Here is a 16,453-nt window from a genome sequence, read left to right on the forward strand (position 1 = left end):
GGGTAGCCAAATTTTGGCTACCCAAAAATGGCTTAGTCTTCATCTTTAGGCACAATATCTATCGCCCAAGGAGCATCAAAAGGTAGATTATCTACGTCTATGTCAAAGTCTCCATAGTTTGTTGAGATCGTTGTTTTTACAGCACCATTGCTAGGAAAATCGTAAGAATGTATTTTAAATATCTTTTCTTCTCCTTTTGATAGTTTTACGCTAACAGCATCTTTGCCATATTTTTTGGCAAATGACTTTAAATCTTTGTATTTTTCTAAATTAAATTCTCCTTTATTTTTAGAAAGTTCTTCATGTATAAAGTATTCTCCATAGTAAGCCCCTCCTTCAAGTGTTACATTAAAGGCACGATTATCTACAATAACTTGCCATATGGCTTGTAGTCTTGGCCGGTATCCTTCATTTTTAAACAACTCTTTTGGCGAAAATTTATTGATTACAAGATCGTCCACCTTGGATATTATCTTTACATATGCATCATCTAAATTTATAGGATAACTAATATTTTTTATTTCTAATAGTAGTTTTGCTTCAAAAGGTGCATTTTCAGATGCACTTATGGATGATAAAAATATACAAATAAACAAAATAATTTTTTTCATACTACATCCTTTTATTCTATATTATATGTAAAGTTGCCAAAATTTGTCACTACTACTATCTCTATAGCATTGCAATCAGCAGAAAATCTATGGGTTTCTCCAAAGCCAAGAATTACACTTGCTGTAAAATGGCCAAATATATCAAATGTAAATTTGTTTAATCTATCGGATTTTTTATTGATTATTAATCCATTATTGTTACTATATACATAAAATTCTACAGGTTTTTCGCCTATATAGTTTGTTGCAAACCAAGTGGTTTCGCATCTTCCTCTATTTACTATAAAGTTATCTATTCTTAAAAAATCTACTTTGGAGGTAATAGTAAAAGAAGATTTGCTTCCATTTAGCCTTAGTATAAATGCATCTTCTCCAAAAGCTGATATGCAAAAACCAAAAAGGATACAAAGAGTGATAAAAAATTTCATTTTTTCTCTCCTTGTATAATAAGAGTTTTTATGGCTTTAACTATTTTTTTGTCATTTTCTTTTCCGCCGCCCAAAAGAGTAGCTAAAAAAGTTATATCAAGGTCTTGTGAGAGTATAAAGTACCTAGGCTCTCCATTTTTACCTATTGGATAGCCACTTTCACTTGATGCAGTAGCAGTCCATCTCATACCAATGCGCATGTCACCACAATCCTCACTTAGTCCAAAGACAATCTCAAATCCACCGTTGTTGTAAAGCATCTCATAGCCACTTTTAAACGGATAAATACTCATTTTTTCTCCTTAAAAAAATATAAGTGTTATTCTGCCCCCCCCCCAGCTTAGAGATTACTTAAAATTTTATAAAAGATATACAAAAATTAAATGAATGTTTATAAAATATTTAAAACTAAAATGTAACTCATGCTCTATATAGACAATAACTTATCTAAGCATGTAAAATAAAATCTGCTATAATTACCCCATTTTAAGGGAGCGAGATGAATAATAGGCTGTTTTTTGGAATTTTTGCGTTTTGTGCTTTGGCTTTGGTGGTCTATCTTTTTAAACCATTTTTACTTGACATTTTTATCGCAGCACTGCTCGCGGTGGCTGTTGCAAACGTGCAGATCGCATTTTTAACGCTTACTAAAAACCGCAAAACGCTCTCGTCAGGTCTTACGACATTTGCGCTTCTTTGTTTATTTATCGCGCCGCTACTTTATGCCGTCGTAGAGATCGCGAAATACGCAGCTGGCTTTGACATAAACAACGTCACAAAGACCATTGAATTTATCAAAAACTACGACTTTAGCCTGCCAGAGTCGATAAATTTCTTAGAGCCGAGGATAAAGGAATTTATAAGTGGCCTTGATCTTAAGCTGCTCTTTTCGCAAGTAGCGGCAAATCTCGCGAGCCTTGGCAAGCTAAGCCTTAAATTTGGCGTCGATATGATCATCATCCTGGTCTTTTTCTTCTTTTGCAACCTTTATGGCAACGAGCTTATCAACTATTTAAAAGAGTCTTTGCCGCTTAAAAAAGACGACACTGAGTTTTTGCTAAGCGAGGTTGGCAACGTGATGAGCGTCGTTTTTTACTCAACCATTGCAAATATGATCATTCAGGGCTTTTTGTTTGCCATTATCACCAGTTTTTACGGCTACGACGGTGTGCTAACTGGCATCTTTTTTAGCTTCGCCTCACTCATCCCAGTCGTTGGCGGTCTGCTAGCTTGGGCGCCTATTAGTATTTATGAGTTTGCAAATGGTAATACAGCAGCCGCTATCACGATCGCGCTTTATACCATTATCGTGATCTCGTTTGCCGCAGATACCTTGCTAAAGCCGCTTGTCATTAAATTTATAAACTCAAAACTAGTCAAGATACCAACAAAGATAAACGAGTTACTCATCTTTTTTGCGATGATCGCTGGTATCACGACGTTTGGCTTCTGGGGCGTGATCCTCGGACCTGCGATCGTGACATTTTTTATCTCAACGATCAAGCTTTACACGCTTTTGCGAGAGAGAAATTTCGTATAAAATAGGGGCAAAATATGATATATGAAGACAAATTTATAAGAGTTGAGCGCGAAGAGAACGAGCTTCCGTGGGTGAAAATTTTTACAGCTAAGCCCTACCGCGAGCTAAGTGACTGCGACGAGGCTAGTAGAGCTAGGCTTTTTGAAGCGATGCTAGTGGCTGAAAAGGCTATGCTTGAGTTTTATAAACCAACTAAGATAAACATCGCAAGCTTTGGAAACTACGTACCACACGTGCATATTCACGTTATTGCGAGATTTGAAAAGGATGCATTTTTCCCAGATAGCGTTTGGGCTAGCCCCAAAAGAAAAAGCGAGCTTGAGCTGCCTAAATTTGATGAATTTGCTAAATTTTTAGAAAAAAAACTAAGGCTTAGTTTTGAGTAAATACAAAAAATATTTTAATATCTATATCGTTTTAGTCGTTTTTGCGGTGCTTGGTAGCCTTTTTTACTTTCTTTATAGCTCATACATGGCTGAAAAAAAGCAAAACAATATGCGTGTCTTTTTTGACTACCATGTAAAGCAGCTAAACAAAAGCATCGATGATGAGAAATTTTCATCAATGGCGATCTCGATCCTGCTTGCTCAAAATGAGTCTATACAGATGTGCTTGCTAGGTCAAAACCGCGACGAATGCGTAAAAAATATTGAAAATTTGACCAAAACCCTTGGCGCAGCGTCCATGTATAACAACATCAAGCTTCATCTTTACGACAAGGATCTAAAAAGCTACGTAAGAAGCTGGGATCTAAACAGATATGGCGATATGATCGCTAGCGGTAGGTTTTTAGTCCAAGAGTCAAGGCGTCAAGATAGGCCTATGGTTGGCATCGAGGCGTGGTATGCTGGAGTGCATATAAGGGCTGTTTCAAATGTGATGCATGAGGGTAAAAACATCGGTAGCATCGAGGTTTTACTAAACTACGACTCACTTGGAAATTTCTATAAAACGCAAGGCATAGACCTCTTTGTGCTCCTATCAAAAGATAAGATGCCAGCACATAAAAGCGCGCCAAGTGATCAAATTTTAAGTGATTATTACATCGAAAATTTAAGCAGTGCAAATTTAAATATAGTTGGAATTTTGCGTGATATCGACCTTAAAAAGTATGAATTTTACGTATATAAGACGCACTATTTTTGCGTTGTGCCACTACTTGATGCTAGCAACACGCAGATAGGCTACTACGTTCTTCACGTAAATACCGACGAAAAAGAGCGAAACATCTCGCAAAATTATCTTGAATCAGAAGAGCTTTTTTAAAATAAAAAAGTATGCTCTAGCGCTTTAGTGTTGCTAGAGCTTTTTACAGAGTTTTTATGTGGCTACTTTATAAGCTTGGACTATAAATTTAGCCCTTATACGAAAACTCTTCGCTTGGGAAAATTTTGCTTTTTACTTCGTTAGTGTAGCTTTGCACGCCTTTTCGCACAAGGGTGGCTCCGTCAAGATAGCGCTTAACAAATTTAGGCTTAAAGTCCTCGAAAAATCCCAGCATATCAGACCAGACAAGCACCTGACCATCGACATCTGCTCCAGAGCCTATACCGATAACTGGCACACGAACCTGTCTTGTTATCTCGCTTGCTACGTTGCTAAGCGTGCCCTCAAGAAGTATGCTAAACGCGCCAGCTTGTTCAAACGCCAAAGCCTCCTCAACCAGCCTTTTTGCCTCAAGCTCGCTTCTACCTTTTATCTTGTATCCGCCTTCAAATTTAAAAAACTGCGGCTTTAGTCCGATGTGGGCCGTCACGTTTATGCCCTCTTCACAGAGGCGTTTTACTAAATTTACCTGATGCATGCCAACTTCAAGCTTCACCGCATCGGCATTTGTCTGCTTAAAAAATTTCATCGCATTTTTGATCGCTTGTTTTTCGTTTGTGTAGCTGCCAAATGGCATATCGGCTAGGATAAAACTCTTTTTAGCCCCGGCACAAACGGCCTTTGTGTGATAAAGCATGGTGCTCATATCAGCACTTAGCGTGCTCTCTTGCATGTTAAAGCTCATGTTTAAGCTATCGCCAACAAGGATAACATCAGCATAATCATCAAAAATCTTCGCAAATAGCGCATCATAGGCGGTTATCATCACGATAGGCTCGATGCCTTTTTTATTTTTTATATCATTTATAGTTAGTTTTTTCTTTGCGATTGTTTCATCTTTCATGGCTAAGTCCGGTAAAATTTGTGATAATGCTAACAATTTTATCAAATTTTTGCTACAATTACGCCAATTTCTTAAGGACATGAAAATGGGTATATTAAAAAGGCTTGAAGTCGATTATTCTTACGATATAGTTGAGGAGTTTCTCTCCCACTACACTTTGATGTGCGATTTACTAGAGCCTTTGATAATAAATTTAGGAAGAGCTGATAAGTATAAGGAGAGCATTTTAGAGCTTTCTAGGATCTTTCACAATATCAAATCAGCAGCAGGTTTTATGCATCTTGACCCGATCTTGAAACTAACGACTTTGGCTGAAGAGGTCACTCAAGAGGCTAGAAGCTTAAAAGGTCCAGCAAATGATAAATTTATAGATTGGTTGCTGCTTATCAGCGATCAGTTTCATAAATACAAAGGCGACGTCGAGAAAGACCTAGAGTATTTTAGCGTCCTTGAGCCTAAGATCATTGACGTACCTGCAAAGCTTGACTAAACAATCCAACTAAACCATTTCATTTTTTATGGGAGCGACTTGGCTTCGACAGGAGCAGAGTGTGTACGGTGGCACGTCGCTTTGAGCAAAGCGTAAAAAGCTCAAATTAAATTTAAACGCAAACAACGTTAATTTCGCTCCTGCTTACGCTAAAGCTGCGTAAGTTCAGTTGAGCCTCGCTTTGTCTCATTCTAGCTAGGATGTAAGCGAGTAATTTAGCTAGAGTAGGCCAGCAAAGTGACTGCTTGCTAGCTGAAATTTTAGTCTTAGTCTAAATTTTGGTTTTGGAAAGTGAGCCTTTTTAGATGAAATTTTCACTTTTGCTAAGCGTGTAGAGGCTGTACGGATTTTGCTTTTGGACAGGGGTTCGATCCCCCTCGCTTCCACCACCTTACTTTAAAATTCTCTTAATTTTTACTCACTTTTAAAATAATATAAACTAAAATAACACAACTCATATAAACAAAGGAGAGGGATATGTTTTGGGAATTTGATTGTGTTTGTGAATTTAACGAAGGCTTTGCTGCTGTTCAAAAAGATGGCAAATGGGGATATATAAACACCAAAGGTGAGCAGATCGTAGAGTGTAAATTTGATGACGCTTATTATTTTAACGAAGGTTTTGCTAGAGTTAAAAAAGACGGCAAATGGGGATATATAAACACCAAAGGCGAACAGATCATAGAGTGTAAATTTGATGATGCTTATTGTTTTAGTGAAGGTTTTGCTTGGGTTGAAAAAGATGGCAAATGGGGTTATATAAACACCAAAGGCGAACAGATCATAGAGTGTAAATTTGATTTTGCTTGGAGTTTTAACGAAGGTCTTGCTGCTGTTCAAAAAGATGGCAAGTGCGGATATATAAATACCAAAGGTGAGCAGATCGTAGAGTGTAAATTTGATGACGCTTATGATTTTAACGAAGGTTTTGCTAGAGTTAAAAAAGATGGTAAATGGGGTTATATAAACACCAAAGGATGTTCTGTTATTTTTGACGAAAGCAAAAAATGAGATAGATGTGCCTGATAAGGCTATAGACAGGTCAAATAACACTTTCTACTTATCACGACTAGGTGATAAATTTGGACTTTTGGATGAAAACTTTAATGTCGTTATCAAAAATAGCATTTATGATAAATTTGAGGTGCTTCAAAGGATAAATGAAACTACTTTTTTGATAAAAATAGCAGAGCGAGATATCTTAGTGGGTAGCGAGTGAATTTTAAAATAAGCTAGCTATAAAAAGCTTTGCCAGCCAGTTAAATTTAACTTGGCTGGTTTTTTATCTAAGTTTTGTCTCGAAAAATGCGTTAAAAAGCGAGTTTATGCCTTGCTTTGTAAATTTCTCCATTATCTTTTCGATCTGCGGTTTTTCTTGCCAAACTGGCTCATCTACGAGGCTCATTTTAGCTAGCTCATTTTGAGCGTCTATGTAGCTACCAAGGCTATCAATTAGCCCCATTTTTAGGGCATTGTGCGCCAAAAAGACCCTTGCGTTTGCCCACTCGTCTTTTTTATTGATATCTAAATTTCTAGCCTCTGCCACGTCGCTTACAAAGAGCATATAAGCGTCATTTACGAGCCCTTGCAAGCTCTCACGCTCCTGCTTGCTCCAGCTCCTCATAAAGGTGCCAGCTTCTTTAAACTCGCCAGCCTTCACCACCTGCTCGCTCACGCCTAGATTTTTGGCTAAATTTTCGATGTTTGCCCCTTGCATGATGACGCCGATCGAGCCGATGAAAGCACCAGGGTTTGCGATGATGGCGTCGGCATTTACGCCAGCGTAGTAGCTACCACTTGCCATGTTGCCAGCTGCGTATGCGAGCACTTTTTTGCTCTCCTTTAGTCGCTTGACCGCCATGGCTAGCTCCACGCTCGGGCTTAGCGCGCCGCCTGGGCTGTCGATGTAGAGCAGCACGCCTTTGATGCTGCTATCAGCTCTTGCTTTTTCGAGCGCATCTAAAATTTCACTAGTATCTACTATCGTGCCGGTGATGTCTATGCGAGCTAAATTTGGCTCTTGTATCTTGCCATCTGGCGCGAAAATAAAAAATAATATGAGTAAAAATATGAGCGCTTTAAAGTAGTTGTTGATAAATTTAAAAATTCCCAAAATTCCTCTAAAAATAAGCCTTAAAATTTGCAAATTTTGCCTCCGATATATAGTTTTTTAGCCTCGTTTGTATGAAGTATGAGCTGAAGTATTAGCTCGCTATCATCGCACTCTAGGTCGTTATAGACGGCAAGATCAGCCGCGCGTCCTGCTTTTATCTCGCCGTTATTTGTCCTAAGTGCCTTTGCGCCTCCATGTGTTGCAGCGACAAAAAGCCTAGTGGCAAGCTCGTTTAGATCAAGGCTGGCGTGGGTAAATAGAGCAGCTCTTAGTTCATGCCAAAAATTTAGGCTGATATTTGAGCTAAGGCCGTCTGTGCCGATGTTTAGACTGATATTATTTTTGAAAATTTCTTTTAAATTTAGCGCCTTTTTGCCAAGCAGTCTGTTTGAAACGGCGCAGTGTGTCACGCTGTGGTGAGGCTTAAATTTAGCAAAATCGCTCACATAAACGCAGTGCGTAAAGAGTGTATTTATCTCATGAAACATCGCAAAGTAGCCCTGCGCGTCATACATCGGCTTTGGATCTGGGCTAAATCTTAAAAGGTGTTTTTTAAAGCCACCGCTGCCACGTTCTAGCCACTGCTTTTCAGCCTTGCTCTCTAAAAAATGCGTGCTTACAAGCAGGTCCTCTTTTTTAGCGATCTCAAGGGCGACTTTGGCGAGCTTTGGGTGCACAGAGTAGGGCGAGTGCAGCGAGATAGCTGGGGTGAAATTTTGGCTTTTATAGCCCTTTGTCTTTTCAAATTTAGCTAAAAAATTTTGCAAATTTTGTTCGCACATTTGCTCGCTTGAGCCTAAAATTTCACTAAAAAGCACGACTTTTAGCGGACTAGCGGCTAAAATTTCAAGATCACTACCAAAGCTAGATATCTCGCCAACGGCACAAACTCCGCTTTTTAGCAGCGAATTTATAGCTTCACTCATCGCCTTTTTAGCGTCCATCTTGGCTAGCTCGACACCTTTATCGACGATAGAGCCAAGCCACTTTATAAAATCACCATATTTTAGTGTGCTAACGTTTGAGCTAAATTCCAAATGAACGTGCGTATTTACGAAGGCTGGGGCGATCACACTCTCACCAAAGTCGCAAATTTTTGCATCTTTAAATTTCTTTTGCGCCTCTTTTTCGTTTGTAATTTCTAAAATTTTACCCTCATCAATGACAACACAAGAATTTCTTAAAATTTTTGGATTTTCTCCGCCAGTGATGATCTTTTTTGCTTTTAAAATTTCCATTTCTAGCCTTAAATTTTTGTTATTGTAGCGAAAATTTAGGAACGAAAATGTATAATTTGGGCTATTTAATCAAAAAGGAGTGACATGGATAAGAAGCTAAAAATAATGGTTATCCAAGGCCCAAATATCAACATGCTTGGCGCTAGAGAGCCAGGAATTTACGGCATTATGAAGATGGAGGATATCCACTCTCAAATGAAGATCGTTGCCGATCAAAATGACGTAGAGATCGAGTTTTTTCAAAGCAACCTTGAGGGCGAGCTAGTTGATAAGATTCAAGAGTGCTTGGGCGATGCTGACGGCATCATCATAAATCCAGCCGCTTACACTCACACCTCTATCGCTATCCGTGACGCGCTAAGTGCGGTTGCGCTGCCAGTTATCGAGGTGCATATCAGCAACGTTTATAGAAGAGAAGAATTCCGTCACAAAAGCCTTATCGCACCAGTTGCTGCAGGCCAGATCGTGGGCTTTGGACCAGTTGGCTATCATTTGGCGATGATTGGCATGCTTCAAATTTTTGAGCAGATAAAAGCAGTAAGAGCAAATCAAAAAGCACAATGAATTTCATCTTAAAGGACGAAAACGCCGTATTTTACGAGTGTGGCTACAGCTGCGACAATGAGTTTTTGCTATGTCTTGACGGCGTGAAATACTTTTTCACGGACGCGAGGTATTATTTCGAGGCAAAAAGTTGCGTAAATGCTGGCGTGGTCGTTCTTTTAGCGCAGAGAAATTTAATAAGCGAGGTGCGGGCTTTTTTAAGAAAGATGAAGCCAAAAAGCCTTGTTTTTAACCCTGATGAGCTAAGTATCAGCGAGTTTAACGCGCTTAGCAAGGGTTTTAATATAAATTTCAAGCCAAAGGCAAATTTCTCTAGACTAAAGAGAATTTGCAAAAGCGAAGATGAGGTAAAAATTTTAAAAAGAGCTAGCGAATTTGGAGCAAAATGCTTTGATGAATTTGCTAAATTTGTGCGTGAAAATGGCGAAGGGATGAGCGAAAAGGAACTTCATTTTAACGCCTCGCTCATCTTTAGGCAAAAAAATGAGCTAGGTCTTAGCTTTGATCCGATCGTGGCGATAAATGAAAATGCCGCAAAGGCGCACGCGCTGCCTGGGGATAAAATTTTAAAAAGGGGCGATTTGCTGCTACTTGACGCTGGGGTTAAATTTAATCGCTACTGCTCTGATCGCACCAGAACTGCTTGCTTTGATGAAAATTTTAACTTTTCAAAGGAGCAAAAATTTAAAAACGCCAAGATGCAAGAAATTTACGAGATCGTAAAAGAGGCTCAGGCTGCTGCGATAAAGGTCACAAGAGCTGGCATTAGGGCATGCGAGATAGACCTTGCGGCAAGAAGCGTCATAGCAAAGGCTGGATATGAAAAGGCCTTTTTTCACTCGACAGGACATGGCGTGGGCGTCGATATACACGAGCTTCCAGTCATCTCAGCAAGAAGTGAAACGCTCATAAAAGAGGGCATGGTTTTTAGTATAGAGCCTGGAATTTATCTAGAAAATGAATTTGGCGTGCGCATCGAGGACGTAGTGGTCGCAAGAGAAGGTGGGTGCGAAATTTTATGAGGCTAGCTGGAGCAAGAAAGATCGTAAAAAGCCGTTTTTGCCCTAGTTTTTTTGAAAAAAGAGATGAGTTTAAGTATGAGGCGCTAGTTGGCATGGGTGGCAACATCGGCGATAGCGCAAAGAGGTTTGATAAATTTATAAGAGCGATTACAAGTGATAGTAGGTTTCATGTAGTTGAAGTCTCGCCGATCCTGATAAATGCGGCGTTTGGCTACGAAGAGCAGGCTGATTTTAGTAACGCTGTTATAAATTTACAAACATCTATGAGCCCTAGAAATTTGCTAAAAATTTTGGGGCATTATGAGAGTAAATTTAAGCGCGTGAGGACGTTTAAAAATGCGCCACGCACGCTTGATCTGGATATTTTGTATTTTAGTAAAAAAGTCTATAAGACGCCGCGCCTTATTGTCCCGCACCCAGGGGCTAGCAAGAGGCTTAGCGTGATCGTGCCACTAGGGCTTATGAGAGGTTAAAGGATATAAATGGCTACAAAATTTCATACTTTTACAGGTGAGAGCACCATCGAGGCTTTGAAAAAGGCGCAAGAAGCGTGCGGCGAGAAGGCCATACTCGTTACCACAAAGCAAATTCAAGCCAAAACGATAAACAAAAAGCCGCTTTATGAAATTTTAGTAAGCGTCGAAGAGGACGAGGTAAAACAGCCACCAAAGCCAAATGTAAAAGCTATAAATTATGAAAATGCCTACTCTAAATTTAGCAAAAACTACGAGCCGCCAAAGCCAAAATTTGAGATAAAAGAGGAGCCTGCTAAATTTGAGGCAAAGACGACGTCGCCTGAGCCTTACGATCCAAATGAGAGCGTGCTTTTAAATATCTCAGACGTCGCAAAAGAGATAAGTGCGATCGCAAATGTCGATATGAACGAGATAAAAGAGCCAAATACAAATGGCATGAATAAAAAAATAGATGACATGGCAAAGCAAGTAAGCGTGCTAAGCGAGAAAATAGGGCTGATAACTGACATGATCTGGGACGAAAAAGCCCCAAATCGCAACAATCTCTCGATCCCGCCAGAGTTTGCCACTATTTACAAGCTCGCAAAACAAAGCGGCATGAAAGAGGAGCATCTAGAGGCGATCATGCAAACGACGCTTGAAAATTTGCCTGTTTCTATGAAAAGCAACCCAACTGCGGTAAAAAGGTACTTCTACTCACTTTTGAGAAATATGCTACCTTGTAGAAAAGAGCTAAATGATAAAAAACAGCGCATAATGATGCTAGTTGGTCCAACCGGAGTTGGCAAGACGACGACTCTTGCAAAGCTCGCGGCTCGTTTTGCATACGGCAACGAAAAGCGCTATAAAACGGGCATTATCACGCTTGATACATATCGTATCGGAGCGGTCGAGCAGCTATTTCAGTACGCTAAGATGATGAAGCTACCGATCCTTGACGTCATAGAGGTCGAGGACTTTCAAAACGCCATAAAGCAGCTTAGCTACTGCGACGTGATCCTAATCGACACCACCGGAAATTCGCAGTATGACAAAGAAAAGCTTGAAAGACTTGATAAATTTTTAAAGCATAGCGGCGCAAAGATCGATGTAAATTTAGTCCTCTCAGCTGGCTCAAAGGTTGAAGACCTAATAGAAATTTATAATGGATTTTCATTTTTAGAGATCGACACTTTAATAATCACAAAATTTGACGAGACCAAAATTTTTGGCAACGTCTTTTCGCTGATATATGAGACAAATACGCCAGTTAGCTACTTTAGCGTGGGTCAAGAGGTGCCTGATGACCTTGTGGAGGCAAGGAGCGAATTTTTAGTAGAGTGCGTGTTTGACGGCTTTACAAAGCAAAAGGCTAGCGATGAATAATCAAGCACAAAAGCTACAAAATTTAGTCCAGTCTCAAAATAAGGCTAAAAATACGCATTTTATAGCGATTACAAGCGGCAAAGGCGGCGTTGGTAAGAGCACGATAAGTGCAAATTTGGCAAATGTCTTGTCGCAAAATGGCTATAAAGTGGGGCTTTTTGACGCTGATATAGGCCTTGCAAACCTTGATGTTATTTTAAACGTTAAAATGGGCAAAAACCTGCTTCACGTGCTAAAGGGCGAGTGCAGCTTAAAAGACATCTTGATACCTATAAATAAAAATCTCATCCTCATCCCTGGCGAGAGCGGCGATGAAATTTTGAAATTTAACAATCAATTTTTATTTGAGAGATTTTTAGATGAGGCGAGCGAACTTGATCAGCTTGACTTTTTGATCATTGACACCGGTGCTGGCATAGGCGGCAGTACGCAGCTCTTTTTAGAGGCGGCTGACGAGGTTGTCGTGGTGACTGTGCCTGACCCTGCGGCGATAACCGATGCATACGCGGTCATAAAGATCGTCTCAAGGTTTAAAAATAACGAGCTTTTGCTTTTAAATATGGTAAAAAACGAGGCTGAGGCCACTAGAATTTATGAAAATGTAAAGCGAGTGGCAAATGCAAATATTGGGCCAAGCTTAAATTTAGAGCTAATTGGTTACGTCGCTTCTGATAAGAGTGTGGCAAGGAGCATAAAACAAAGGACGCTCTTTACAGATGACGAAGCTTACGGCTCTGCTAGCGTGCAGATCAAGAATATTGCTTCGAATTTGCTTTATAGGTTGGAACGAAAAGTGCTTAAAGATGAGCAAAGCAGGAGCTTTGGGGGCTTCTTTAAGCGTTTGATAGAACAATTTTAATGGAGATTGAGCTTTGCGTGCAGAAAATTTTATAGCATTTTTTACGGTTTGTGGATTTTTCATAGGCATAGTTTTTACCTTGCTAAAGGTGAGCGAGCCTATCGAAATGCTCGTTTATACGCTAGTTATTACTTTATTTTTTTACCTTATAATTCACATCGTGATAATGAACTACGTCGATGTAAAAAGGACTTTGAAGAAATTTTTTGACAAGCAAAGACATGAGGAGATTGCTGATTATCTCATCTCTGAGCTAAACGTTAGGGAAAAACGGATGGAAAATATCATGCTAAAAGTAACCACCGAAAATTTAGACTCTGGTAAGCAAAATGTACGAACTAAAGCAAAAGCAGCTTAACGCTTATAAAAGCACCATTAAAAAAGAGCAAGACGAGATCGTCTTAAAATACATGCCAGCTCTGCGTGCAATGGCCTTTAGACTAAAGGAGCGCTTGCCTTCAAGTATCGACGTAAATGACCTTATAAGCGTTGGCGTTGAGGAGATGATAAAGCTTAGCAGGAAGTATGACAAAGAGCAAAACGACTCATTTTGGGGATATGGCAAAAAGAGAATTTATGGCTCGATGCTTGACTACCTTAGAGCGCTTGATGTTGTTAGTAGAAGCGACAGAAAGCTAGTAAAGAGCATAAATACCGAGATAGATAGCTACTTTAACACACACGAAGAAGAGCCAAGCGACGAGTATCTGGCTGAAAAGCTAAATGAAGATATCGAAAAGATAAGAGAGGCAAGGGGCGTTAGTGGCATCATCACCATTTTGCCAATAGACGAGCAAATGGAGCTAATCGGTCAAAGCGATGTTGAAAAAAGCGTAGAAAAAGAGGATCTTATCTTAAAGATCGAAAGTGCACTAAAAGACTTTGATGAGCGTGATCAGATGATCGTTCAGCTTTACTACTACGAAGAGCTAAATTTAAAAGAGATCAGCGAGATAATGAACATCAGCGAGAGTAGAATTTCACAAATTCATAAACGTTTGCTTGATCGCATCAGACGCAGCTTGGGGGTTTAATGGCTGATATTTTAAGTCAAGAAGAGATAGATGCACTACTTGAAGTCGTTGATGAAGACGGCGATACGAGCAATATCGAGATAGAAGAGAGCCCACAAGGCGAGCAAAAGCAGATCATTATCTATGACTTCAAGCGCCCAAACCGTGTCAGTAAAGAGCAGCTTCGTGCGATAAAAGGCATCCACGACAAGCTTGCTAGAAATTTAGCTAGTCAAATTTCAAGTGTCATGAGAAGTATCGTCGAACTTAGGCTTCACAGCGTCGATCAGATGACATATGGCGAGTTTTTGATGAGCTTGCCAAGTCCAACTAGCTTTAATGTCTTTTCGATAAAGCCACTTGATGGAAACTGCATCTTAGAGATAAATCCAAGCATAGCATTTCCTATGATAGACCGCTTGCTTGGCGGAACTGGTGAAAATTTCGAGGCAAACAGAGAGCTAACTGACATCGAGGTAAATTTACTTGATGCGGTGCTTAGGATGATCATGCAGCGTCTAAAAGAGAGCTGGTCGATGATAACTGATATGTATCCAAACGTCGAGGCCAAAGAGAGCAGTCCAAACGTCGTGCAGATCGTATCTCAAAACGAGATCGTCATCATGGTCGTCATGGAGATCATCGTTGGCGGCTCAAGCGGCATGATAAATTTATGCTATCCAGTCATCTACCTAGAGCCGATCCTATCGCGCCTTGCAAACAGGGACATCATGCTTGGCGAAACTAGCGCTAAAAAGAGTAGAAACAAAGAGCTAAAAACGCTAATAGGCCGTGCCGAGGTGCTTTATGAGGCGATACTAGGTAAATCAATCGTTAGCGTAAATGAGTTTTTAAATTTAAAAGAGGGCGATATCTTAAGGCTTGATAGAGGCGCTGATGATAAGGCGATCGTTTGCATCGATAAAAAAGAGGTATTTTTAGCTGAAGTTGGACTTCATAGATTTAGAAAGTCTATCAAGATCGAGCAGCTAATCCGCTCTGATAAAGACGAGATCAAACACATCCTAGAAAAATATGAAGAAGAGCGAAAAGCAAAACTAATGGCATACGACGAGGCCAACGAACACAACAACGAAGAAGAGAGCGAAGATAATGACGAATGAATTTTTTAACATCTTTTCAAATGAACTAAAAGCGACCATCGAAGGGCTGACGGGCAGAGCGCCAGAGATCGGCGAGAGAAACGAATTTGACGCACCAGCGCAAAATGGCATAAAGCCGCCAGTTGTCATGGCTAGTGTGACATTAAGTGGTGACATCAATGCAAAAGCAGAGATCGCCTGCACGCCGGTGCTTATAAGTGCGGTTAGCGAGTGGATGATGGGCGAGGAGGAAATCTCACGTAATGAAAATCTCGGTAGCGACGAGCTTGATGCTGCAAAAGAGATATTTTCAAACCTCTTTAGCGCCTTTAGCACCTCTCTTGGAGCGCAAAAGGGCATGCCAAAGATCAGCTTTGAGGTGATAAATGTAAATTTCTTAGATGAAAACTCATCGCTTGATTTTAGCGTTTTTGAAAAGCTTTTTTTGTTTAACATAAAGATCGAGGATCTAAATGAGCACGTGGCTTTTGTCTGCGATCACACGCTTATGAGATTTTTTGAGCCTGCTAAAAGCGAGCCAGCAGATGGCGCAAAGGCTCAAGCTGCTCCTCATGCACTAAAGGGCGAATTTAGCGCAGAAGAGATGAGAAATATCGGCCTTATCATGGACGTAAGGCTACCAATGCGCGTTCGTATCGGCTCAAAAAGGATGCTCTTAAAAGATGTGCTCACTATGGATATAGGCTCAGTCATCGAGCTAAATCAGCTAGCAAACGACCCGCTTGAAATTTTGATAGGAGATAAGGTGATAGCCCTTGGCGAAGTAGTCATAATAGACGGCAACTTCGGCATACAGATCACGCAGATAGGCTCAAAACGCGAGAGGCTTCAGCAGTTAAAATAATGAATGAATTAGTAAATGATCTCTTAAAATTTCCAAGCGTTTTAAAGTATAAAAATAAAAATGTAACCTTCTTTGGCTCGGCTAGGTTTGATGAAGAAAATTTCTACTGTAAAAAGGCATACGAGCTAGCTTATAAGCTAAATGAGCTAGGTTTTGCCATCTTAACTGGTGGCGGAGATGGCATAATGAGGGCGGCAAACAAGGGTGCGTTTGACAGCGCAAAATCACCTAGTGTCGCACTAAACGTGAGGCTACCGTTTGAACAACAAACAAATCCATACGTCACCGCAAAATACCTCTTTTCAAATTTAAGTCCAAGAAAATTTGCCCTAACTGATAGCTCTATCGCATTTGTCGTCTTTCCTGGTGGATTTGGCACGCTTGATGAGCTATTTGAAATTTTAGTGCTAGCTCATGTTGGCAGCAAAAAAGTGAAAATTTTTCTTTATGGATGCGAGTTTTGGCAAGGGCTTGATGAGTTTATACGAAAGACGCTGATCCCTCAAAAAACGATAAACGAAGAAGATTTAAATTTATATAAAATCACCGATGATATAGAGCTTATCGTAAGCGAAATTTTGGCTATTTAAAAATAA

Annotated in this window: 22 protein-coding genes and 1 other RNA gene; 17 read left to right on the top strand and 6 right to left on the bottom strand. The window is 40.0% G+C overall.

All coding sequences use genetic code 11. The features are described 5' to 3' along the window. Positions 1-32: 32 nt before the first annotated feature. The 3 genes from CVT08_RS02870 to CVT08_RS02880 are packed head-to-tail and all read right to left on the bottom strand — an operon-like array spanning position 33 to position 1,332. The gene (locus CVT08_RS02870; RefSeq protein WP_107856786.1) at positions 33-611 is read right to left on the bottom strand and encodes a hypothetical protein; all 579 of its coding nucleotides are present in this window, start codon (positions 609-611) and stop codon (positions 33-35) included. 11 nt (positions 612-622) lie between these two features. Then, entirely contained in the window at positions 623-1,039 is a 417-nt protein-coding gene (locus tag CVT08_RS02875) for a hypothetical protein (RefSeq protein ID WP_107856785.1), read from the bottom strand. Further along, the gene (locus CVT08_RS02880) at positions 1,036-1,332 is read right to left on the bottom strand and encodes a hypothetical protein (protein WP_107856784.1); all 297 of its coding nucleotides are present in this window, start codon (positions 1,330-1,332) and stop codon (positions 1,036-1,038) included. Before CVT08_RS02880 ends, CVT08_RS02875 begins: the two co-directional genes overlap by 4 nt. Before the next feature lie 206 nt (positions 1,333-1,538). Between CVT08_RS02880 and CVT08_RS02885 the strand changes: the two genes are divergently transcribed. Genes CVT08_RS02885 through CVT08_RS02895 form a run of 3 tightly spaced genes read left to right on the top strand, consistent with a single transcriptional unit; the run spans position 1,539 to position 3,845 of the window. Further along, the gene (locus CVT08_RS02885) at positions 1,539-2,579 is read left to right on the top strand and encodes an AI-2E family transporter (RefSeq protein ID WP_107856783.1); all 1,041 of its coding nucleotides are present in this window, start codon (positions 1,539-1,541) and stop codon (positions 2,577-2,579) included. A gap of 14 nt (positions 2,580-2,593) precedes the next feature. Continuing rightward, positions 2,594-2,965: an HIT family protein gene (locus tag CVT08_RS02890; RefSeq protein WP_107856782.1), complete on the top strand. Its 372-nt coding sequence runs from the start codon at positions 2,594-2,596 to the stop codon at positions 2,963-2,965. Next, positions 2,958-3,845, top strand: coding sequence for a cache domain-containing protein (locus CVT08_RS02895; RefSeq protein WP_103647129.1), 888 nt, complete (start codon positions 2,958-2,960; stop codon positions 3,843-3,845). The genes CVT08_RS02890 and CVT08_RS02895 overlap by 8 nt, the downstream gene beginning before the upstream one ends. 88 nt (positions 3,846-3,933) lie before the next feature. Here CVT08_RS02895 and panB read toward each other — a convergent pair whose 3' ends face one another. Continuing rightward, positions 3,934-4,749, bottom strand: coding sequence for a 3-methyl-2-oxobutanoate hydroxymethyltransferase (gene panB, locus CVT08_RS02900; protein WP_107856781.1), 816 nt, complete (start codon positions 4,747-4,749; stop codon positions 3,934-3,936). Between the two features lie 85 nt (positions 4,750-4,834). On the opposite strand from panB, the gene CVT08_RS02905 reads away from it, so the two are divergent. The 4 genes from CVT08_RS02905 to CVT08_RS02920 all read left to right on the top strand — a co-directional run bounded on the left by CVT08_RS02905 (position 4,835) and on the right by CVT08_RS02920 (position 6,458). Next, positions 4,835-5,239, top strand: a complete 405-nt coding sequence (locus tag CVT08_RS02905; RefSeq protein WP_004317574.1) for a hypothetical protein — start codon at positions 4,835-4,837, stop codon at positions 5,237-5,239. A gap of 30 nt (positions 5,240-5,269) precedes the next feature. Beyond that, positions 5,270-5,628: a transfer-messenger RNA gene (ssrA, locus tag CVT08_RS02910) on the top strand. Positions 5,629-5,716: 88 nt separating this feature from the next. After that, complete coding sequence (locus CVT08_RS02915) at positions 5,717-6,250, top strand: WG repeat-containing protein (RefSeq protein WP_048809852.1); 534 nt, start codon at positions 5,717-5,719, stop codon at positions 6,248-6,250. Continuing rightward, positions 6,231-6,458, top strand: a complete 228-nt coding sequence (locus CVT08_RS02920) for a ribonuclease (RefSeq protein WP_107856780.1) — start codon at positions 6,231-6,233, stop codon at positions 6,456-6,458. The genes CVT08_RS02915 and CVT08_RS02920 overlap by 20 nt, the downstream gene beginning before the upstream one ends. A 63-nt stretch (positions 6,459-6,521) precedes the next feature. Here CVT08_RS02920 and sppA read toward each other — a convergent pair whose 3' ends face one another. Continuing rightward, positions 6,522-7,385, bottom strand: coding sequence for a signal peptide peptidase SppA (sppA, locus tag CVT08_RS02925; RefSeq protein WP_107856779.1), 864 nt, complete (start codon positions 7,383-7,385; stop codon positions 6,522-6,524). Further along, positions 7,373-8,590, bottom strand: coding sequence for an aminofutalosine deaminase family hydrolase (gene mqnF / locus CVT08_RS02930; RefSeq protein WP_107856778.1), 1,218 nt, complete (start codon positions 8,588-8,590; stop codon positions 7,373-7,375). The genes sppA and mqnF overlap by 13 nt, the downstream gene beginning before the upstream one ends. A gap of 84 nt (positions 8,591-8,674) precedes the next feature. Between mqnF and aroQ the strand changes: the two genes are divergently transcribed. Genes aroQ through CVT08_RS02980 form a run of 10 tightly spaced genes read left to right on the top strand, consistent with a single transcriptional unit; the run spans position 8,675 to position 16,447 of the window. Beyond that, positions 8,675-9,154, top strand: coding sequence for a type II 3-dehydroquinate dehydratase (aroQ, locus tag CVT08_RS02935; protein WP_107856777.1), 480 nt, complete (start codon positions 8,675-8,677; stop codon positions 9,152-9,154). Beyond that, positions 9,151-10,176 (top strand): aminopeptidase P family protein, encoded by a 1,026-nt coding sequence (locus tag CVT08_RS02940; RefSeq protein WP_107856776.1) that lies wholly within the window; start codon positions 9,151-9,153, stop codon positions 10,174-10,176. The genes aroQ and CVT08_RS02940 overlap by 4 nt, the downstream gene beginning before the upstream one ends. Beyond that, positions 10,173-10,649 carry a 2-amino-4-hydroxy-6-hydroxymethyldihydropteridine diphosphokinase gene (gene folK, locus CVT08_RS02945; protein WP_107856775.1) on the top strand — a complete coding sequence of 159 codons (477 nt, stop codon included), beginning with the start codon at positions 10,173-10,175 and terminating at the stop codon, positions 10,647-10,649. The genes CVT08_RS02940 and folK overlap by 4 nt, the downstream gene beginning before the upstream one ends. A gap of 9 nt (positions 10,650-10,658) precedes the next feature. Then, positions 10,659-12,017 carry a flagellar biosynthesis protein FlhF gene (gene flhF / locus CVT08_RS02950; RefSeq protein WP_107856774.1) on the top strand — a complete coding sequence of 453 codons (1,359 nt, stop codon included), beginning with the start codon at positions 10,659-10,661 and terminating at the stop codon, positions 12,015-12,017. Beyond that, positions 12,010-12,876, top strand: coding sequence for a P-loop NTPase (locus tag CVT08_RS02955; protein ID WP_107856773.1), 867 nt, complete (start codon positions 12,010-12,012; stop codon positions 12,874-12,876). Before flhF ends, CVT08_RS02955 begins: the two co-directional genes overlap by 8 nt. A gap of 13 nt (positions 12,877-12,889) precedes the next feature. Continuing rightward, complete coding sequence (locus tag CVT08_RS02960) at positions 12,890-13,234, top strand: hypothetical protein (protein ID WP_012140116.1); 345 nt, start codon at positions 12,890-12,892, stop codon at positions 13,232-13,234. Continuing rightward, on the top strand, positions 13,206-13,910 hold the full coding sequence (locus tag CVT08_RS02965; RefSeq protein ID WP_107856772.1) for an RNA polymerase sigma factor FliA: 705 nt from the start codon (positions 13,206-13,208) through the stop codon (positions 13,908-13,910). The genes CVT08_RS02960 and CVT08_RS02965 overlap by 29 nt, the downstream gene beginning before the upstream one ends. After that, complete coding sequence (fliM, locus tag CVT08_RS02970) at positions 13,910-15,013, top strand: flagellar motor switch protein FliM (protein ID WP_012140115.1); 1,104 nt, start codon at positions 13,910-13,912, stop codon at positions 15,011-15,013. Before CVT08_RS02965 ends, fliM begins: the two co-directional genes overlap by 1 nt. Next, positions 15,003-15,857: a flagellar motor switch protein FliY gene (fliY, locus tag CVT08_RS02975; RefSeq protein WP_103566319.1), complete on the top strand. Its 855-nt coding sequence runs from the start codon at positions 15,003-15,005 to the stop codon at positions 15,855-15,857. Before fliM ends, fliY begins: the two co-directional genes overlap by 11 nt. Next, positions 15,857-16,447: a TIGR00730 family Rossman fold protein gene (locus CVT08_RS02980; protein ID WP_087583760.1), complete on the top strand. Its 591-nt coding sequence runs from the start codon at positions 15,857-15,859 to the stop codon at positions 16,445-16,447. Before fliY ends, CVT08_RS02980 begins: the two co-directional genes overlap by 1 nt. Positions 16,448-16,453 lie beyond the last annotated feature (6 nt).

Source organism: Campylobacter concisus (genome assembly GCF_003048835.2).
GTDB lineage: Bacteria > Campylobacterota > Campylobacteria > Campylobacterales > Campylobacteraceae > Campylobacter_A > Campylobacter_A concisus_D.